Origin of the sequence: Demequina sp. (assembly GCF_024642165.1) — a bacterium.
Taxonomy (GTDB): Bacteria; Actinomycetota; Actinomycetes; order Actinomycetales; family Demequinaceae; genus Demequina.
This window is the reverse complement of the sequence record NZ_JAHEBP010000007.1, coordinates 19,912-36,901: the sequence shown is the minus strand read 5'-3', so window position 1 is coordinate 36,901 and position 16,990 is coordinate 19,912. Positions and strand designations below refer to the sequence as shown.

General features: G+C 71.4%; 18 protein-coding genes and 1 riboswitch. Of the genes, 9 read left to right on the top strand and 9 right to left on the bottom strand.

Annotation, left to right across the window (positions count from 1 at the left end):
- Positions 1 to 208 precede the first annotated feature (208 nt).
- Complete coding sequence (locus Q0L54_RS01560; RefSeq protein ID WP_296664893.1) at positions 209 to 754, top strand: hypothetical protein; 546 nt, start codon at positions 209 to 211, stop codon at positions 752 to 754.
- Between the two features lie 65 nt (positions 755 to 819).
- Here the strand turns inward: Q0L54_RS01560 and Q0L54_RS01555 are convergent, their stop codons facing one another.
- Positions 820 to 1,734: an NAD(P)-dependent oxidoreductase gene (locus tag Q0L54_RS01555; protein WP_296664891.1), complete on the bottom strand. Its 915-nt coding sequence runs from the start codon at positions 1,732 to 1,734 to the stop codon at positions 820 to 822.
- A gap of 84 nt (positions 1,735 to 1,818) precedes the next feature.
- Between Q0L54_RS01555 and Q0L54_RS01550 the strand changes: the two genes are divergently transcribed.
- On the top strand, positions 1,819 to 2,646 hold the full coding sequence (locus Q0L54_RS01550) for a phosphodiester glycosidase family protein (RefSeq protein ID WP_296664890.1): 828 nt from the start codon (positions 1,819 to 1,821) through the stop codon (positions 2,644 to 2,646).
- A 170-nt stretch (positions 2,647 to 2,816) separates the two neighbouring features.
- Here the strand turns inward: Q0L54_RS01550 and Q0L54_RS01545 are convergent, their stop codons facing one another.
- Complete coding sequence (locus Q0L54_RS01545) at positions 2,817 to 3,206, bottom strand: hypothetical protein (protein WP_296664888.1); 390 nt, start codon at positions 3,204 to 3,206, stop codon at positions 2,817 to 2,819.
- Between the two features lie 12 nt (positions 3,207 to 3,218).
- Positions 3,219 to 3,333, bottom strand: a riboswitch (SAM riboswitch).
- A 60-nt stretch (positions 3,334 to 3,393) separates the two neighbouring features.
- Between Q0L54_RS01545 and Q0L54_RS01540 the strand changes: the two genes are divergently transcribed.
- Both Q0L54_RS01540 and Q0L54_RS01535 read left to right on the top strand, forming a co-directional pair.
- The gene (locus Q0L54_RS01540) at positions 3,394 to 3,792 is read left to right on the top strand and encodes an ACT domain-containing protein (protein ID WP_296664886.1); all 399 of its coding nucleotides are present in this window, start codon (positions 3,394 to 3,396) and stop codon (positions 3,790 to 3,792) included.
- On the top strand, positions 3,789 to 4,196 hold the full coding sequence (locus tag Q0L54_RS01535) for a hypothetical protein (protein ID WP_296664884.1): 408 nt from the start codon (positions 3,789 to 3,791) through the stop codon (positions 4,194 to 4,196). Before Q0L54_RS01540 ends, Q0L54_RS01535 begins: the two co-directional genes overlap by 4 nt.
- Positions 4,197 to 4,226: 30 nt before the next feature.
- On the opposite strand, the gene Q0L54_RS01530 is transcribed toward Q0L54_RS01535, so the two are convergent.
- From Q0L54_RS01530 to Q0L54_RS01510, 5 genes are all read right to left on the bottom strand, one after another.
- Complete coding sequence (locus tag Q0L54_RS01530; protein WP_296664882.1) at positions 4,227 to 4,841, bottom strand: sugar O-acetyltransferase; 615 nt, start codon at positions 4,839 to 4,841, stop codon at positions 4,227 to 4,229.
- Positions 4,842 to 4,903: 62 nt separating this feature from the next.
- Positions 4,904 to 7,675, bottom strand: coding sequence for a cation-translocating P-type ATPase (locus Q0L54_RS01525; protein ID WP_296664880.1), 2,772 nt, complete (start codon positions 7,673 to 7,675; stop codon positions 4,904 to 4,906).
- A gap of 38 nt (positions 7,676 to 7,713) precedes the next feature.
- Entirely contained in the window at positions 7,714 to 8,883 is a 1,170-nt protein-coding gene (locus Q0L54_RS01520; protein WP_296664879.1) for a hypothetical protein, read from the bottom strand.
- Positions 8,880 to 9,671: a DUF4386 domain-containing protein gene (locus tag Q0L54_RS01515; protein WP_296664877.1), complete on the bottom strand. Its 792-nt coding sequence runs from the start codon at positions 9,669 to 9,671 to the stop codon at positions 8,880 to 8,882. The genes Q0L54_RS01520 and Q0L54_RS01515 overlap by 4 nt, the downstream gene beginning before the upstream one ends.
- A gap of 106 nt (positions 9,672 to 9,777) precedes the next feature.
- Positions 9,778 to 10,212, bottom strand: coding sequence for a VOC family protein (locus Q0L54_RS01510; protein WP_296664875.1), 435 nt, complete (start codon positions 10,210 to 10,212; stop codon positions 9,778 to 9,780).
- Between the two features lie 81 nt (positions 10,213 to 10,293).
- Here Q0L54_RS01510 and Q0L54_RS01505 point away from each other — a divergent pair, with 81 nt between their 5' ends.
- Positions 10,294 to 10,791 carry a MarR family transcriptional regulator gene (locus Q0L54_RS01505; RefSeq protein WP_296664873.1) on the top strand — a complete coding sequence of 166 codons (498 nt, stop codon included), beginning with the start codon at positions 10,294 to 10,296 and terminating at the stop codon, positions 10,789 to 10,791.
- A gap of 38 nt (positions 10,792 to 10,829) precedes the next feature.
- Positions 10,830 to 11,348 (top strand): hypothetical protein, encoded by a 519-nt coding sequence (locus tag Q0L54_RS01500; RefSeq protein ID WP_296664871.1) that lies wholly within the window; start codon positions 10,830 to 10,832, stop codon positions 11,346 to 11,348.
- A gap of 33 nt (positions 11,349 to 11,381) precedes the next feature.
- On the opposite strand, the gene Q0L54_RS01495 is transcribed toward Q0L54_RS01500, so the two are convergent.
- Positions 11,382 to 13,295: a DUF4914 family protein gene (locus Q0L54_RS01495; RefSeq protein ID WP_296664870.1), complete on the bottom strand. Its 1,914-nt coding sequence runs from the start codon at positions 13,293 to 13,295 to the stop codon at positions 11,382 to 11,384.
- 183 nt (positions 13,296 to 13,478) lie between these two features.
- Between Q0L54_RS01495 and Q0L54_RS01490 the strand changes: the two genes are divergently transcribed.
- The 3 genes from Q0L54_RS01490 to Q0L54_RS01480 are packed head-to-tail and all read left to right on the top strand — an operon-like array spanning position 13,479 to position 15,824.
- Positions 13,479 to 14,186, top strand: coding sequence for a hypothetical protein (locus Q0L54_RS01490; protein ID WP_296664868.1), 708 nt, complete (start codon positions 13,479 to 13,481; stop codon positions 14,184 to 14,186).
- Positions 14,187 to 14,217: 31 nt separating this feature from the next.
- Positions 14,218 to 15,300 (top strand): Rv2578c family radical SAM protein, encoded by a 1,083-nt coding sequence (locus Q0L54_RS01485; RefSeq protein WP_296664866.1) that lies wholly within the window; start codon positions 14,218 to 14,220, stop codon positions 15,298 to 15,300.
- A gap of 53 nt (positions 15,301 to 15,353) precedes the next feature.
- Positions 15,354 to 15,824, top strand: coding sequence for a hypothetical protein (locus Q0L54_RS01480; protein ID WP_296664865.1), 471 nt, complete (start codon positions 15,354 to 15,356; stop codon positions 15,822 to 15,824).
- Positions 15,825 to 15,868: 44 nt separating this feature from the next.
- Here Q0L54_RS01480 and Q0L54_RS01475 read toward each other — a convergent pair whose 3' ends face one another.
- Positions 15,869 to 16,822: an SDR family NAD(P)-dependent oxidoreductase gene (locus tag Q0L54_RS01475; protein ID WP_296664863.1), complete on the bottom strand. Its 954-nt coding sequence runs from the start codon at positions 16,820 to 16,822 to the stop codon at positions 15,869 to 15,871.
- Between the last annotated feature and the right edge of the window lie 168 nt (positions 16,823 to 16,990).

Genomic DNA, 16,990 nt, shown 5'->3' with positions numbered 1-16,990 from the left:
CGCTGGCCGTGAACGTCAAGATGCGTGCCGACGACCACACTCTCACCGCCGAGGAGGTTCTCGAGGTGCGAGAGGCGATCATCGGAGCGGCCGCGGAGCGCTTCGGGGCCGTGCTGCGGTAGGGCGGGGGCGCAGCGCGCCGCCACGGCGAACCCGTGCACGGCGAGCCGTGCTGAGCCGTGCGCACCGCGTGGGGCAGGCTGGGGCCATGACGCACGAGCCCGTGGATGCACCCGTCGCCGAGGAGGCGCGTCCCGCGCGCACGCTCGGCAGCGAGGCCGTCATGCTGGGACTGGGCCTGCTCCTGGCCTCGGGGATCGCCTGGTTCGGGGTGGGTGAACTCATGGTCTCCAGCGTGCGCGAGCAGACGCGAGACGAGTGGATCGACCTGACCTTCGTCATCATCGGGATCCTCGTGACCGGGATCCAACTGCTCCTGCTGGGCGTGTTTCTCAGCGTGCGAGGGGTGGTCTTCCTGCGGTCCGAGCGCCGCGTCCGGTGGTCGGCGTGGTGGGCGTACGTGGCGGCCGGCGCCTTGAGCGCCCTGGTGCTCGTGCTCGCCGTCACGGGCGAACCGGGGAAGATCGCCCTCTTCGCGGTGCCGCCTATCGCCACGATGGCGATCTACGCGGCGGCCGTCGCTCTCGCCGTCAGGGTCAGGATGCCCAGGTGGGCGACGATCACGCTGGGCGTGGTGCTCGGGCTGGTGGTGCTCATGATCGTGGCGCCGATGCTCGGCCTCGGAGTCTGGTAACCCGCCGGTCGAGCGGGCACCCCGCAAGGTCGCCCGCGGCGCCGTTGGGGCGCGCGCGAACGGCGTCAGCGCTCGAAGGACGCGAAGTACGCGGCCGCCATGTCCTCCCGGCCGTGGCCGCCGCCCTCCGCGCGTTCCAGGCGATCCCTGGCGGCGGACAGCCCGTCGACCGTGACGCCGGCGTGCCGCGCCGCCTCGAGGATCAGGCCGGCGTCCTTGGCCGCGGTCGCCACGGCGAAGCTGGCGGGAAACAGCCGCTCGTCCATGATGAGCCCGACCTTGAGCCGCAGGTAGCCCATGTCGAGCCCGCCTCCGGCGATGAGGTCGAGGAACTGGGACGGCTCGACGCCGAGTCCCCGGGCGAGGGCCACCACCTCGCCGGCGGCGTTGTTCGCGGCGAGGACCCAGCTGTTGGCGACCAGCTTGAGCGCCTGCGCGCTCCCCGCGTCGGGGTCGTCTCCCGTCCACACGGTGCGGGTCCCGATCGCGTCGAAGATTGACGCGGCGAATGGGCGGGCGTCCTCCGCCGCGGCCGCGAGCACGGTCAGTTCGCCGGCCTCCGCCGGTTCGCGCGTCCCGAGCACGGGCGCGTCGACCAGCCGCAGCTCGAGCTCGTGCGCCAGCTCGGCGAGCTCACGGTGGGCATCGAGGCCCACCGTCGACGACTGGATCCACAGCATGCCCGGGTGCAGACCGGGCCCCGCGTGGCGCATCACATCGGTCACCGCGGCGGCATCGTGAAGCATCGTGATCACCGCGTCCGCGCCCACCACGGCCTCGGCCGCCGTCGACGCGACGGAAGCGCCGTCCGCGACCAGCGCGGCGGCCGTCGCCGGCGTGCGGTTCCACACCCGCACCTGATGCCCCGCGCGGGCGAGGTTGCGCGCCATCGCCGCTCCCATGGTCCCGGTTCCCAGGACCGCGACCGCGAGCGGTCTTTGCTCGGGTGCGGGAACGGCGTCGGTGCTGGTGGTGGACATGAGGGCTCCCGCCGTCGACATGAATGAGTGCCGGTGGGTGAACGAGCGACGCGTCGTTGCGCTTCCCTCGCGTACCCTCGTCTGATGCCACGCCTCGCCCTCGCCGGAATCGCCGCCACCGCGGTGCTGCTCGCGGGCTGCTCGTGGGGAGGCTCCCAGCCCTCGGCCTCGGCCACTTCGCCGGCGACGCCCGAGGCGAGCGTCACCGCGGCCTCCCCGAGCGCATCGTCCACGCCCGCTCCGTCGATCGACACCGACGTGCGGGTGATCGACCTGGGGGAGCACGGCTCGTACGGCGTGGTCACCCTGCCGCTCGACGCGTGGGACGTGCGGGTGGACTGGCCGCAGGACCCGGACGGCACGGACCTCGCCGAGTACATCGCGTCTCATCCCGGCATCGGGGCGCTCACCAACGCCGGCATCTTCAGTGAGAATCTGCGTCCCGGAGGCCTGTTGGTCGCTGACGGTGAGCAGTTGCGCGAGCTCAACCTCTCGGACGGCGCCGGAAACTTCCACCTCAAGCCCAATGCGGTGTTCGAGATCCGTGACGACGGCTCGGCGGCCGTGGTCGACTCCACCGAGTACGCCCCCGGCGGCGTCTCGCAGGCCACCCAGTCCGGTCCCGCGCTCATCCTGGACGGGGAGATCCACCCGGAGTTTCGCGAGGGCAGCGCCAACACCGCCATCCGCTCGGGCGTGGGAGTGAGCCCCGATGGCCGCACCGTGTACCTGGCGATCACCCGGACCTACGTGAACCTGTGGGACTTTGCGGCGATGTTCCGCGACCAGCTGGGCGTCGAGGACGCGCTCTACCTCGATGGACAGATCTCGCAGCTGTGGGTCTCGGGCAACACCGAGCCCTCGTCCTTCCTGGGCCCCTACGCGGGCGTCATCGCGGCGTACCCCCGCTGACTCCGGGGCCCCGCCGCCACCACCCTCGCCGCCACCACCCTCGCCGCCCCGCCCCGCGCCCCGCCCCGACCCCCCGCCCCGCCGCCCCGCCGCCGCTTCGGGTAGATCATTGACGCTTGGGGCAGGTTTGCGACTCCTGCGGGTAGACCATGGTCGCGGGCGACTGGGCGTCACGCCTCCGGCGGCGGGTTGTCCGTGCGGATGACCACGATGTGATCGATGTAGGCGGGTCCCTGCTCGCTCGTGCGGCAGTCGGTCCACTCCGCGGGTTCCTCGACGTACGACAGCGGCCGGCCGTCGATGAACGCGCAGTGGTGACCATGCTCGAGGAGCTGGGTGATCCCCGCGGCGAGCTTGTCGCGGACGATTCGGCGGCCGATCGCGTGCACGCGCCAGATGCGCACCTCGGCGCCGTCCGCGACCACGAGTCCGGTGTCCGTGACGGCGAGCACGTCGAGCGGATCGGGATCGTCGTTCGCGAGCGCGAGCCGCAGCTGGATCGGGTGGGGCAGGTGGCCTACGAAGTACAGGCTGCACGGGGTGATGTCGGAGGTGGACATGGCGTCTCCAGGTATCCGGGCTTCCGCGCGCCGGGTGGCGTGCGGCGGATCTTCCTTCAGGGGCACCGTGTCGGAAACGCGGTTGCCAGCCGGCCAGCTGAAGGGCTTGGCGCCGGGCTTCTTGATCGTGTCTTCACGATACCGTGCGGCACCGACGCAGTGGCCTCCCGTGCCCTAGCCTCGGATCATGGCGATCGCCGATCTCGCGGAACTCCTGTCTGGCCTGAGCGCACGGCTCGATCCGGAGACGTACGTGTGGGCGACGGTGGACGTGCTCCCCGCGGGCTGCACGCCGGTCGCGACCGTCGAGGAGAACGAGGGCCTCACCGTGGTCCTGCGTGAGGCCGAGGCGATCGACGCCGGCGTGCCGCACCAGTTCCGCTCCGCGCGCATCACCCTGGAGGTGCATTCGGCGCTCGACGCCGTGGGCCTGACCGCGGCGTTCTCGCGCGCGCTCGCTGACGCAGGAGTGAGCGCCAACGTGGTCGCCGGATTTCACCACGATCACATCTTCGTGCCGTGGGACCGCCGCGCCGAGGCGCTCACCGCACTCGAGCGGCTGCAGTCGCAGGCGTCGCTCCCGTGAGGCGCGGGGCCCGGGCTGCGGTGGCCGCCGGGACGATGCTGGTGCTGGCCGGGTGCGTGCAGTCCGCGTGCTCGTGTGCGGCGCCGGCGGGTGAGCCGTCCGCGGCGGAGGTCGCGCCCGGCGAGTCGGTCACCGTCGAGTTGAGCAATCTCTGGGTCGACTGCTGCGACACGGGCGGCGGCTGGGGGTGGATCACCGGGCGGTCGAGCACGGTGCTCGAGAACGTGATCGTCACGCTCGAGGCGGTCGAGCCCGGACGTCCCGTGCTGGCTGAGGCTTCCGACTATCCGGCGGACAACGCCACCGCGAGCGTGGTGCTCGAGATACCCGAGGATGCTGAGCCCGGCCCGGCGGAGATCATGCTCGGCGGGATTCCGATAGGAACGGTGACCATCGCCGGGTAGGCGGAAGCGATCGGGCCCGCTCCCGGCGGGTCACAGCGTCCGCAGCACCCGTGCGGGGTTGCCGCCCACGACGGACATGGGCGGTACGTCCTTGGTGACGACGGATCCCGCGGCCACCACCGAGCCGCGACCGATGGTGACCCCGGGGCAGATGACCACCGACCCGCCCAGCCACACGTCCGCTTCCAAGGTGATGGGGAACGCGCGCTCCCACCCCTCGCGCCGTAGCCCCACGTCGAAGGCGTGGTTGACGGTGTAGAACCGTGCGTCGGGCCCGATCAGCGCGTTGTCGCCGATGGTGACGATCCCGCTGCCCAGGATCATCAGGTTCGCGTTGATGAACAGGTTCGACCCGAAGCGGACGCGCTCGCGGTACTCGAGGTAGATGGGTGGGCGAAAGTCGAGGCCGGGGCCGCACGCCCCGATGAGCTCCGCGAGCGAGCGCGTCGAGCCCTCGGGATCGTCGTAGTAGCCGCCGTTGAGATCGCGGAGCCTTGCGAGGGTGGCGCGCTGCATGTCCGCAAGCTCGGGACCCGCGCGATAGCGGAACCACTCGTCGGCCTCCAGCTTCTGGTACTCCGTGCGGCTCGCATCCTCCACGGGGCGCTCGGCCATGCGTGCCTTCCACTCGCGCGCGTCCGTCATGGTTCCTCCCCGGGGGTCGTTGCGCTCAACCTACGCCCGGGCGCGGGGCGTGAGCAGGGACCTCAGGTCCGCGCCGAGGGCCGCGAGCGATCCCGCCCGCGGAGCACGGCCTTTCGGGCCTCGATCGCGATCGGCACCACGAGCGCGATCGCCGTGCACGCGCCCCACTGGGCGGGCGTGAGCGGCGCCGTCGAGAACGCCCTCTGCAGCACGGGCACGTGCACCACCGCGATCTGGAGGGCGAGTGACAGCGCGACGGCTCCCCAGAGCCAGGGGTTCTCGCCAAGCCGATGCGCGATCGTCTGGGTCTCGGAGCGCGCGGAGAAGGCGTTGGTCAGGTGGGCGATGACCAGCACCGTGAATCCGGCAGTGCGCGCGGTGTCGACATCCGACGAGCCCTCGATCAGCCCTCCGGGAAGGAACAGATCCATGGTGATCAGCGTCGCGGCGGCCATCCACGCCGCGGTCCACGCCATGCCGACCCACATGCGGCGGTCGATGAGCGGCTGATCCGGGCGGCGGGGCCGGCGCGCCATCAGGTCGTCCGCGTACGGCTCCGCGCTGATGGCCAGGGCAGGGCCCAGGTCCGTCAGCAGGTTCACCCACAGGATCTGCGTCGCGAGCAACGGGACGAACGCCGCGCCGCTGGGCCCCATCAGCCCCAGCACGCCGGCACCGACCACGCCCAGGAACACGGCCAGCACCTCGCCCAGGTTCGAGGCCAGCATGTACCGCAGGAACCTCTTGACGTTGTCGAGGATCCCGCGCCCCTCCCGCACCGCCTCGACGATGGTCGCGAAGCGGTCGTCGGTGAGGATCATCGCGGCGGCCTCCCGCGCCACCTCCGTGCCGCCTTGTCCCATCGCCACGCCGATGTCCGCGCTGCGGAGCGCGGGCGCGTCGTTCACCCCGTCGCCGGTCATCGCGACCACCGCGCCGCCGGCCTGCAGTGCGTCCACGATGCGCAGCTTGTGCTCCGGCGCGACGCGCGCGTAGACCGCCACCGCGGGTGCCTCCCGCCGCAGGCGGTCATCATCCATGTCCTCGAGATCCGCGCCCGTGAGCACGGGGGTGCCGGGGGACGATGCGATGCCCAGGTCGGCGGCGATCGCGGCGGCGGTCGCGGGGTGGTCGCCGGTGATCATCACGACCCGGATGCCCGCCCCCTGGGCGTCCGCGACTGCCTGGCGCGCCGAGGATCGCGGGGGATCCTCGAGCCCGGCGATGGCCACGAGCACCAGGCCGTGCTCGAGGTCCTCTGCGGCCTCTGCGCCTGCGGGCACGTCGCGCATCGCCACGGCGAGCGTGCGCATGCCCGCTCCCGACAGCCGGGCGACGGCCTCCTGCGCCCAGGCGCAACCCGCATCGTCCAGCGGCTCGACGGTGCGGCCCACGAGCCTGCGATCGCAGCGTGCCAGGAGGACGTCCGGTGCCCCCTTCACTGCGAGCACCGTGACTTCACGCTCGGCGTCGGCGTCGGCGTCGGCGTCGGCCTCGCCCTCCGCCACGCCGACCGCTGACATGCGCCGCCGCTCCGCGCTGAACGGCACCGCGCCCCGTCGATCGAACCGCGGCTCGATGCCCATCCGCGCCGCGGCCGCGAGGAAGGCGACCTCGGTGGGGTCCCCCTCGAACCTGGACTCGGACCCGGCCCCGTTGTCTCGGGCGTCGTTGGCCAGCACCGCCAGCTCCAGTGCGCGCCGCGCCTCGTGGGCGGATGGGTCACGGCCCAGCGAATCGACCGTCTCACCCGACGAGGTCACCAGCCGCGCCAGCGTCATGCGGTTCTGGGTCAGCGTGCCCGTCTTGTCCGAGCAGATCACGGACGCGGAGCCGAGCGCCTCCACGCTCGACAGCTCCTTGACGATCGCGTTGCGACGCGCCATGCGCTGCACGCCCAGCGCCAGCACCACCGACATCACCGCCGGCAGGCCCTCGGGCACGGCTGCGACCGCGAGCGCGACGCCCAGCAGCAGCACCTCCACCACGTCCGCGGTGCCGGAGATGTCCCGGGTCAGCAGCACGGAGGCGACCACGATGGCGGCGATGGTGAGCACCCCGATCCCGAGCGCGCGGCTCAGGCGGGCGATCTCGCGCTGCAGCGGCGTGGGTTCGGCCTCCGTCTGGTCGAGCATCGTCGCGATGCGCCCGGTCTCGGTGTCCATGCCGGTGGCGGTCACGATCGCGCGGCCCGTCCCGCGGGTGACCGCGGTGCCCGCGTAGACCATCGATGAGCGATCGCCCAGCGGCGCGGATTCGGGCAGGGCGTCCGCGGCCTTCGCCACCGGCACGCTCTCACCCGTGAGCGAGGCCTCCGCCACCTCGAGCGACGATGCGGTGACCCGGGCGTCGGCCGCCACCGCGTCGCCCTCGGCGAGCACCAGCACGTCTCCCACCACGAGCTCGAGGGCCAGGACCTGCGCGACGCCGCCATCGCGCAGCACGCTCGCGCGAGCCGCCGCCATGCGCTGGAGGGCCGCGACGGCGGTCTCCGACCTGCGCTCCTGCACGAATCCCAGGATCGCGTTGGCGACGATCACCACCGCGATCACGATCACGTCGTAGGGGACGCCGTCACGGCCCTCCGCCCACCAGGCGACGAGCGAGATCGCGACGGCCGCCATCAGCAGATAGATGAGGGGATCCGCGAGCTGCGACACCAGGCGCCGCCACGCGGGCACGCGGCGCTCCTGGTCGAGCCGGTTGGGGCCGTCGCGCTCCAGCCGCGCCGCGGCTTCCGTGGTGGTCAGGCCGTTCGCGGCGTCGGTGGACACCGCCGAGGCCACCTCCGCGATGGTGGCCGTCGACGGGTCGGAGACCCCCGCGGTCGCCATCACGCGCCCCGGTGGCGTCGATCACGCATATCTGCAGTCTAAGCAGGCGTCTCGGATGGTCGCAGGTGGGCGGCGACCGCATCCAGGACCTCCGCGTGGAACGCCCTGCGGATGGCTGGGGACCTCTCCACGAAGCCGCCCGGCAGGAGTGTCGCGAGCGGCCGAACCACGTCCACGGAGTCGAGCAGGTCCATGTGTCCGGCGCCCTCGAGCAGGTGGAGTGTCGCGGGCGCCCCGGCCGCGGCGGCCGTGAGCTCCACGCCCCAGTCGACGGGGGAATCACGGTCGGCGTCGCCCCCGACGGCGAGCACCGGCACGTTCAGGTGCGCGAGTCCGGCGTCGCCGAACATCGCGGCGTCGCCCGCAAGCGACACCACGCTCACGACTCGCTCATCGCGCCACGACGGCCACAGGTCCGCGGGCACCTCGGCGAGGCCCGCGTCCGCCGCGATCTCCCTGAGGTGCGGCTCCAGCGCATCACACAGGAAGACCCCGGGATGGTCCGCGGTGCGGCCGGCGGCGCAGCGCTCGCGAAGCTCGCGTGTGTCGAGCCGCGCGCCACCCATGGCCTGCGCGGCATAGCCGCCGTACGAGTGACCCATGACGTCGACCGCGCTCGAGTCGACCCTCCCGTGCCACGGGCCTCCCGGGGACGCGAGGGCCTCGACCGCGTCGAGCACCGCCGTGAGTTCGCGCGGGCGGGCCACGGTCGCCGCGGCCAGGCCTGCGGGGTCGAGCGTCTCGCCGTGGTCAGGTGCGATGACCACGCGGCCGCCCGCGGCGAGCGCCTCGCCGAGCCATGAGTAGGCCGAGGGCGGCAGCGCGAAGCCGGGAGAGAGGAGAACGAGCGGTGCCGGCGTGGCCGTCGCGGCCCATGGCGCATCGAGCACCGCGGCGCCGCGCGTGGTGCCCAGCGTCACCTCGGGCAGTGCGGGATCCATTCTCAGCGTGAGCGGATAGCGGGCGCGCGCCCCGGAGGCGTCGTCCGCGGCCGGGTACCAGACGGTCGATTCCAGGCCGGCGAGCTCGACCCGCATCGTGCCGAGCGGTTGCCCGCTTGCGACGGTCACGTCCGCCGCGCGCGCGCCGCCTGCAGCGGACTCGCGCGGCTGCAGTGGCACCCACGCCGCCGTCAGGCGGACCAGCAGCGCGGTGACCACCAGCAGGGTCACCGCACCGCCGATCGCGACGCCGCGCGCGGCACTCATCGCGCCTTCGCCTCCGCCGCCCGCTGCGGGGACACGGCGGGCCCGGGTGCTGCGGGGAGCGCCGCATCGTCCCGCATCAGCGTGTGCCAGCGGTCGGCACGCACGCCCTTGACGACGAGCCATACGGCGAACGCGAGCTCGGCGGGGATCGCGAGTACCAGCACCAGCGTCTGCGCGACGCCGGACGCAGCCGGCCACACGATGGCCGCGAGCGAATCCGCGAAGTATCCGCCTGATGCCGCCACCAGCAGCCAGCCGATGATCCGGGGCATCAGGTTGGACCGGAGGACGAGGAGTCCGAGAAAGAGGACGTGAAGGGCGAAGGGGATGCCCCAGATGTTCACGATGTCCTGGTAGGCGTCCATCGAGCCGAGCACGACAGTGGCGCGGGCCTGAGCGGACATGTCCGCATAGACGCCGGTGCCCGTCGCCGCCGCCAGCGCCACCATGCTCGGAGCGAGGTTGAGGGCCTGGATGACGGCCTCGGCCGTGCGCGTGAGCGCCGCGCCGAGCGCGAGCGAGCGGCTGACGGGTCGAAACAGCGCGTAGAGCAGCGCCGAGAGCACGATCTCGACCACGACCACCCCGACCTCGGCCAGCATGCCGAGCCGGAACAGGAGCTCGTTGTCGAGGAGTTGCTGCATGGTGGTCGCGGGGTCGCCCGGCGCGTAGACGGGCATCTTGCCGACGATGAAGCCCAGGGGTGCGAGCAGGAAGATCAGTGCATAGAGCACGCCTGCCCAGCGGCTCGTGCGCTTCAGGGACTGGTGAGTGGCGGTGGCACGCATGGTGGTCTCCTTTGGTGAGTGGTGCCCCGTCAGGCGTCGCGGCTGACGACGATGACGGACCTGTCTGGGGTGTGGCTTCTAGCCACGTGGCCGGAGCGGCGGGGCGCTACTCCGGGTCGATCTGCTGGAAGAGCGTGAGCTGCAGCCCGGCCGCTCCTTCGAGCCGTGCGTTGAGCGAGCCCCACGGTGTGCGGGTGGGCGGGGCGATCTCCTGCGCGCCGGCGGTGAGCGCCGCCGCGGTGGCGGCGCGCGCATCGTGCACCTCCAGGCCAACCCGCACCTCGCGGGCCGCATCGCGACCCACCTCGAGGCGGTCGATGAGGGCGCGCTGGGCGGAGTTGATGAGCTCGAGCGTCGCGCGTCCGGCGCCCAGGACCACCACGCGCGCGTCGCCGTCGGGGGAGGGCCGGGTGAGGTCGAGCTCCGTCTCGAGGCCAAGCGCGTCGCGGTAGAGGGCGAGCGCGGCGTCGAGGTCTTCGGCGTGGACAACGAGGCGCAGCTGGATCGCCCCGGTACGAGGGGCGGTGACGGCGTGGGTCATGATTCCTCCATGTGTTTCAATGTTGAAACAACTATGCGCCGAAAGTATTTCAATGTCAATACATATTGCTAGACTTGCTCCATGACACGTGATCAGGTGGACGGGATTCTCGACCAGTGGCACCGCGAGAGGCCGGATCTCGACGTGAGCGGCATGGCCGTGATCGGGCGGGTGTCGCGGCTTGCTGTCGCGCTGGGTGTCGAGCTGCGGCGGGTGTTCGCGCAGCATGGTCTGGAGGAGTGGGAATTCGACCTCCTCGCCACGCTGAGGCGGCACGGCGAGCCGTTTCGGCTCACCGCCGGCCAGCTGGTCGCCTCGAGCATGGTGACCGGCGGGGCCGTCACGAACCGCATCGACCGCCTGGCGGCGCGCGGCTATGTGCGGCGTGAGCGTGACGAGGAGGACGGTCGCGTGGTGTGGGTGGCGTTGACGGACGAGGGCCGACGCGTGGTCGACGCCACGCTGCCGCACCATGCCGCCAACGAGCTCCGCATGATCCAGTCGCTGAGCCCGTCGGAGCGGGATCAGCTGGTGGCGCTGGTGCGGAAGCTGCACGCGGGCGTGGCGGCCGCCGACTGAGTCCTTGGCGTCTCGCCAAGGCGACTACCGTGGAATGCATGGCAGGTCGAGTCGAGGCGTCGATGGAGGAATTCGTCATCACGCGGGGCAGGCGCGGCGTCACGGGCGCGTGGGCGCTGGTGCTGTCCGGGGTGGTCGCGGTCTCGACCGTGAGCCTCGTCATTGCGATCTCTCGGCCCGCACGTGACGGCTCCGGCGGGGCCGGCCACCTGATCGGTCCCTTCTTCGGCGCCGTGGTCTCGCTGTTGCTGCTGGTGTTGGCCGCGGTGCAGTGGTGGGAGGACGCGACGTACTTCCGCCTGACGCCCGCGGGCCTGACGATTCGCCGCGGCACGCGCAGGCTACGCGGCCGAGCGATCGTGTTCCGTCAGCTCCAGGCGGTCACGTACACCGAGGAGGGCGGGCGTGACACCGGACGGGCATTCGTCGAGCAGGACGGCACGCGCGTCAACCTCGGGAAGACCGAGGAGATCCGCCCGCAGCTCCCGCGCTGGGAGGCCTGGATGCACTCCGCGGGCCTGGTGGTCGACCGGCGACGCGGGACCCGCGACAGGTGACGGGACGGCCGCCGGGGTGACCGCCCCGCGTCGTCACAGGTACATCGGCGTCAGCGCCTCGTACTCCTCCACGCTGCCGTCGCGCAGGCATGTCTCGATGATCTGGCGACCCAAGGGGTCGATGTCCTCGGAGAGGAACTGTCGCAGCTCCGCCTTGAAGAATCCGGTGAGGATCGCGCAGCCCTGGTCGTACGCCGCCGTGCCCACCTGGGACTGCAGCTCGGGCCGCAGCAGCGTGCGCCGCACCGGCTGGCCATCGAGGGTGATCTCCTTGGGCGCGTAGCCGAACAGCGGGCACCGGGCCGGCTCGAGCTGCTCGGCGCGCATGCGCCCGCCGCCCTTGCGTGCCAGCCACTCGCGGGTCAGCCATTCCGCCGAGAACCCCACGTGGTAGGAGCCGATGTGCTGGTTGGGGGTGAGGACGTAGCGGGTGCGTCCGTAGTCGAGGATCTGGCGTAGCAGCAGGTTTGCCGCGGCGACCTTGGTGCCCGTCGAGAACGGCCAGTAGGAGCCGACTCCCTCGGAGACCATGCCGCCATGCTCGAGCCTCTCGACCGCATCGGCGGCCTCGCCGATCGACGGATTCTTGTCGCCGCGAGGAGCGATGAGGCGCCACAGCCACGCGATGGCAGGGGGCACGAAGTGAGTCATGCCCATGATCCCGTAGCTGGGCCTGTCCGTGGTGCAGGCCGGCATGCGCACGCCGAAGGTGCGGACGTCGACGGGCTGGGGGACGTCGACGACACCGCGCATCATGCTGCGCGGGATCACCACGCGCGGGTTCGGACACGGCTTGCCCGTGGAGTCCGGCGTGTGCTCCCACGGGAGCGCGGTGGCGTCGGCCACACCGTCGATGCTGAAGAACACCAGCGGCGCCTCGGGGTGGATGACGGCGCGCTCGAAGTAGACGTCCGCCCCGTAGTTCTTGAGGTTGTCGACCCGCACGAACCAGCCGTCCTCGGCGTCGGCGACCACCATCTTCCCTGACCCGTCCTGGATGTCCGGGTGGCACAGCGTCATGTCGTCGGTCACGGGGGAGAGGTCGGAGGTCTCGGACAGCGTGATGAGGTACGGCTCGCGGGTGACCACGTTGGTGCCCAGCAGGATGCGTCCGTCGTCCTCGCGGCGCAGCTCCTGGCACATCTCGGACTTGCCACCGCCCGAGGCACCCTCGTGCATGATGACCGTCTCGTTGTCGTACGGGGTGGTGACGCGCACCGACGACGCGTGGGCGGTGATCCACCCCTCCTGCTCGCCGATGTCGAGGAGCACGGAGAAGACGCCCTTCTTGGCGCTCGGCCCGGGGTAGAGGTTGTAGGCGAAGATCTCGTGCAGGGTGGTCGAACGGTCGTGGACCACCACCTGGCGGCCGTCGAAGTGCGTGTGACGGAACGGTGGCGCGACGTAGAGGATCGAGCGCGGGGCGAACGGGCCGATCTCCTCGAAGCCCACCCATCCCTGGAGGTCCACCAGCGCCGTCGCGAAGAATGCCGAGTTCTTGGGCACGATCGCGAGGGATGCCGACCCATAGGTGAGCCCGCCGGCCTTGAACGGCACCACCACCAGGTCCTGGTGGGAGAGCCATGTGAGGGTCTCCTGACGCGTGTCCGCGAAGCCATGCCCGAACCTGTCGGCGAAGCGCGTCTTGTCGGTGGGGCGGTCATCGGCGATCACCATGCACTGCGGGTCCCGGCGGCGCATGTAGTCCTCGGGGTAGTTGACCGCGATCCCGTTGCGGCAGCGCGTCACGGTGGCCTCGGTGATCACCTCGCCGTCGACGTCGTAGTCCACGGAGAACTGCGGCCCCCCCTCGGGTCCGAGCGACAGCGCGTAGAGCTCCTCGCGCGTGTCGGGCACGGTGACGGAGCGCGCCGCCTCGAGGGCCTCACGGACCTCGGGGGCGAGGATCAACTGGTCCAGGTACGTCCGGGTGTCGACGGCGGTCACGTTCGGCTCCTTGGCAGGTACGGACAGGGGCGCATCTCCCATGGTGCGCCCCTCGCCGAGAGTCTGCCGTTTCAAAAGGGACGGTAAAAGGGACGTTGGTCACAGGTCATCGTGCATGCCGCGTCTCGGCCGTATGCTCACTCCTGGGACAGCACCAGGGTGGTGCCGCGTTGAGGGGGCGTCGTGAAGGCTGCGGTGACGATCATCGTTGCGATCGTGCTGGTCGGGATCGGATGGTTCTGGTTCCGTTCCGAGGCGCTGAATTCGGCACCGGCGGTCCGTGACGGGGGAGACCCGCCGCTGCCCGTGATCCTTGGCGCCTACGACCAGGTCGCGACCGACTGCTCCGCGGATACGAAGTGGGAATCCGCCCATACGCGGAACTGGCAGGCGTTGTCCCAGGTGTATGCGGGCTCGGTCGACACCTGCATGGAGCTGTTCCGCCTGACTGCCGAGGATGACTCCGCCGGCGACCACTACGTCGCCGTGGTCACCTCGGCCTGGACCCTGTCCGATCGCGAAGACTTCTGGTACCCCTACGACGGCGGGCCCGACCAGCCGTCGCCGATCGAGATCTCGGTCACCGCCGCCGCGCCCGCCCTGGGCGACGCGTACGCCGCAGCGGATCCGGTCGCGGAGCCGTGCATCACGTCAGTTCCGGCAACCGGGCCCGCCCTCACGGGCACGGCCACCGGCGCGACGCCCCTCCTGCTGGCCGGCAACTGCGGGGGCGACATCGCGCTCGTGGACGTCGATGAGCGAGGCGCGACGTGGCTGGTGACCCGACCGGAGGAATGGGCCCTCACCGTGACCTCCTACTCGTTCACGGTGGCCGAGGGCGTCAAGCCCGACGTCGCGTTGAACGTGAGCCTCGTCGGCGCGGAGGGTTGACCGGCGCTCGAACATTTGTTCGAATGGTGGCATGCGATGGGACGGGCAGGCGCTGCGCGCAGAGGCGGACGATGCGCTGCCGGCGCTCGCGAGGATGTCGAACCTGGTGCGGACGGTCACCACTCCCGAATTTGCGGGAGTGACCTTCCATGAGGTGCTTGCCAAGAGCGCATTGAACCGCGTCGGGCCGGGCAGTGCGGTGCCGTTCACCTGGACCATCAACCCGTACAGAGGTTGTTCCCATGCGTGCGTCTACTGCTTCGCGCGGCCATCGCACCGGTATCTCGAGCTCGACGCCGGCGCCGACTTCGACAGCCAGCTCATCGTCAAGATCAACATCGCCGAGGCGCTTCGCAAGGACCTCACCAAGTCGACGTGGAAGCGCGAGCACGTCGCGCTGGGCACCAACACCGATCCCTATCAGCGCGCCGAGGGTCGGTATCGGCTCATGCCGGGGGTCATCCGTGCACTCGCGGACTCGGGTACGCCCATGTCAATCCTCACCAAGGGCTCGCTGCTGCGGCGCGACCTGCCATTGCTGACGGCCGCGCGGGAGTCCGTCCCGGTCGACCTGGGCCTCTCGATCGCCATCGCGGACCACGAGCTCCAGCAGTCGATGGAGCCGGGCACCCCGACCATCCAGGCGCGGCTCGCGACCGTCGCGGCGGCCGCCGAGGCCGGCTTCGACGTCGCCGTCTTCATGATGCCGATCCTGCCCTTCCTCACGGATTCGGAGGAGCACCTCGACGAGGCTTTGGCGAGCATCAAGGAAGCCGGCGCCGCATCGGTCACCTACTCCGCTCTCCACCTGCGCCCCGGGGTCAAGGAGTGGTATGCGCGATGGCTCAACGCGCATCGTCCCGACCTGGTCCCTCGCTACCGCGCCCTCTACGGCGACGGCGCCTACGCCCCGAAGGAGTACCGACGGATGCTGGCGTCGCGGATCAGGCCGCTCATCGCGGCGCACGGGCTCGAGCGAGCGGCGGAGGACCCGAACACCGGGTCCGTCGCAAGCCGCGCCAACGCCCGCGATGACCAGGGGGAGTGGCGGCGCACGGGCATCCGGGACGATGCGGCGGGCGCCAGGGCGCTGGAGTCGCTCACGCTGTTCTGACCGGCGGCACGGACGCGCGAGAAGCCGCCCGCCCCGCTGGCAGGATGGTCGACATGCCGCAGCGTCGCTTCCGCCAGTTCGCCTTCGAGCAGCCGATCGTGCTCGCCGCGATGGCCGCGGTGACGATCGCGGTGGTGGTGGCGTTCCTGTTCAGCACGGATCTTGCGGAGACCTGGCCGTGGCTGGTGCTCACACTGGTGATCTGCGACGCCCTCCTGTGGCTGCCGCTGACCTTGACCGTCGAGCCCGAGCGGATCCGTGTGAGCCTCGCGGGCATGCTGCGCACGGAGATCCCGGTTCCCGAGATCACCGTCGTGGAACGGCGCCGCTACCACCCGATGCGGCAGTTCGGCGGCTGGGGCTGGCGCCACGGACGCGATGGCGCCCGCCAGTACGCGCAGACCGGTTCCGAGGCGGTGGTGCTGACGATCGTCGACGGCCGCCAGATCTACCTGGGCACGCGAGACCTCGACGGCCTACGGGCCGCGGTGGACGATGCGCGGGCGGGGCGGCTGAACGGCTGAGTGGCCGTGGCGCCGCGCGAGGACGTGGGCGCGCACCCGCTCGGCTACCGCGAGGCTTCCGCGGCGCGCACGTTCATCGGGACGCCGGTCACGTCCTCCGAGGCGCGCCACAGCGAGGCGATCGCGTGCTCCGTGCGCGCTCGCCGCAGCATGCGCCCCCACAGTGGCCGCCGAACCGGCGCTCCCGCCAGCGCCCAGCGAGGGCCGTACAGGGTGCCGCCACGCGCGCCCGGATCCGTGGCCGCGCGCAGCTGCGAGAGTGCGCCGCGCTGCTCGGACATGCCGCGGCGCTCGGCGAAGCTCTCCCAGAAGGGTCCCTGGCTGCCCCCGCCGCCCTCGCGGACGGTGCGCTTCTGGAGGTCGGTGTGGGTGATCCCGGGGTGGGCGGCGATGGCGCGTGCGGACGTGCCCGCGGCGCGAAGCTCCCGGTCGAGGCCAAGCGCCAGATGCAGGGCTGCCAGTTTGGACTGTCCGTACGCCTTCCAGTCCTCGTAGGTGCCCTCCAGGTGCGGGTTGCGCGGGTCCACGGGGTCGCCGTTGTGCCGCGCGATCGACGTGGTGGTGACGATGCGGGCCGCCGGGGCGGCGAGGAGGGCGGGGAGCAGGCCGGCGATGAGGGTCCAGTGTCCCAGGTGGTTGACCGCGAGCTGGGTCTCGAAGCCATCCTCGGTGCGCCCCTCCGGCATGGCCATGACTCCGGCATTGGCGATGAGGATGTCGATCGCCCGGTGGCGGCTCGCGATGGCGGTGACGGCCTCGGCGACCGAGCGCTGGGACGCGAGATCGAGCGGCACCACCTCGAGCGAGGCCTCCGGGACCTCGGCGAGGAGCGCCGAGCGCGCATCGTCCGTCTTCTGGGGACTGCGGGACGCCATGATCACGTGCGCGCCATGGCGCGCCAGCTCCGTGGCGCACGCCAGACCCAGCCCGCCGTTCGCGCCGGTGACCACGGCGACGCGGTCGGTCAGGTCGGGGATGTGGGCGGCGGTCCAGCTCATCGAAGGCCCTTCGGGTCGTTGTCGGTTGCCATGGGATGCCAACCGCGCCGGACCGGCGATTGTTCCGCTCGCGGTCCTAGGGTGAGGAAAGAATGATGAGGAGGACCTCATGACCTCGCTGGACCTGCTTTCCCGTGCCGGCGTCTCCGCGTGGCTCGATCATTCGAG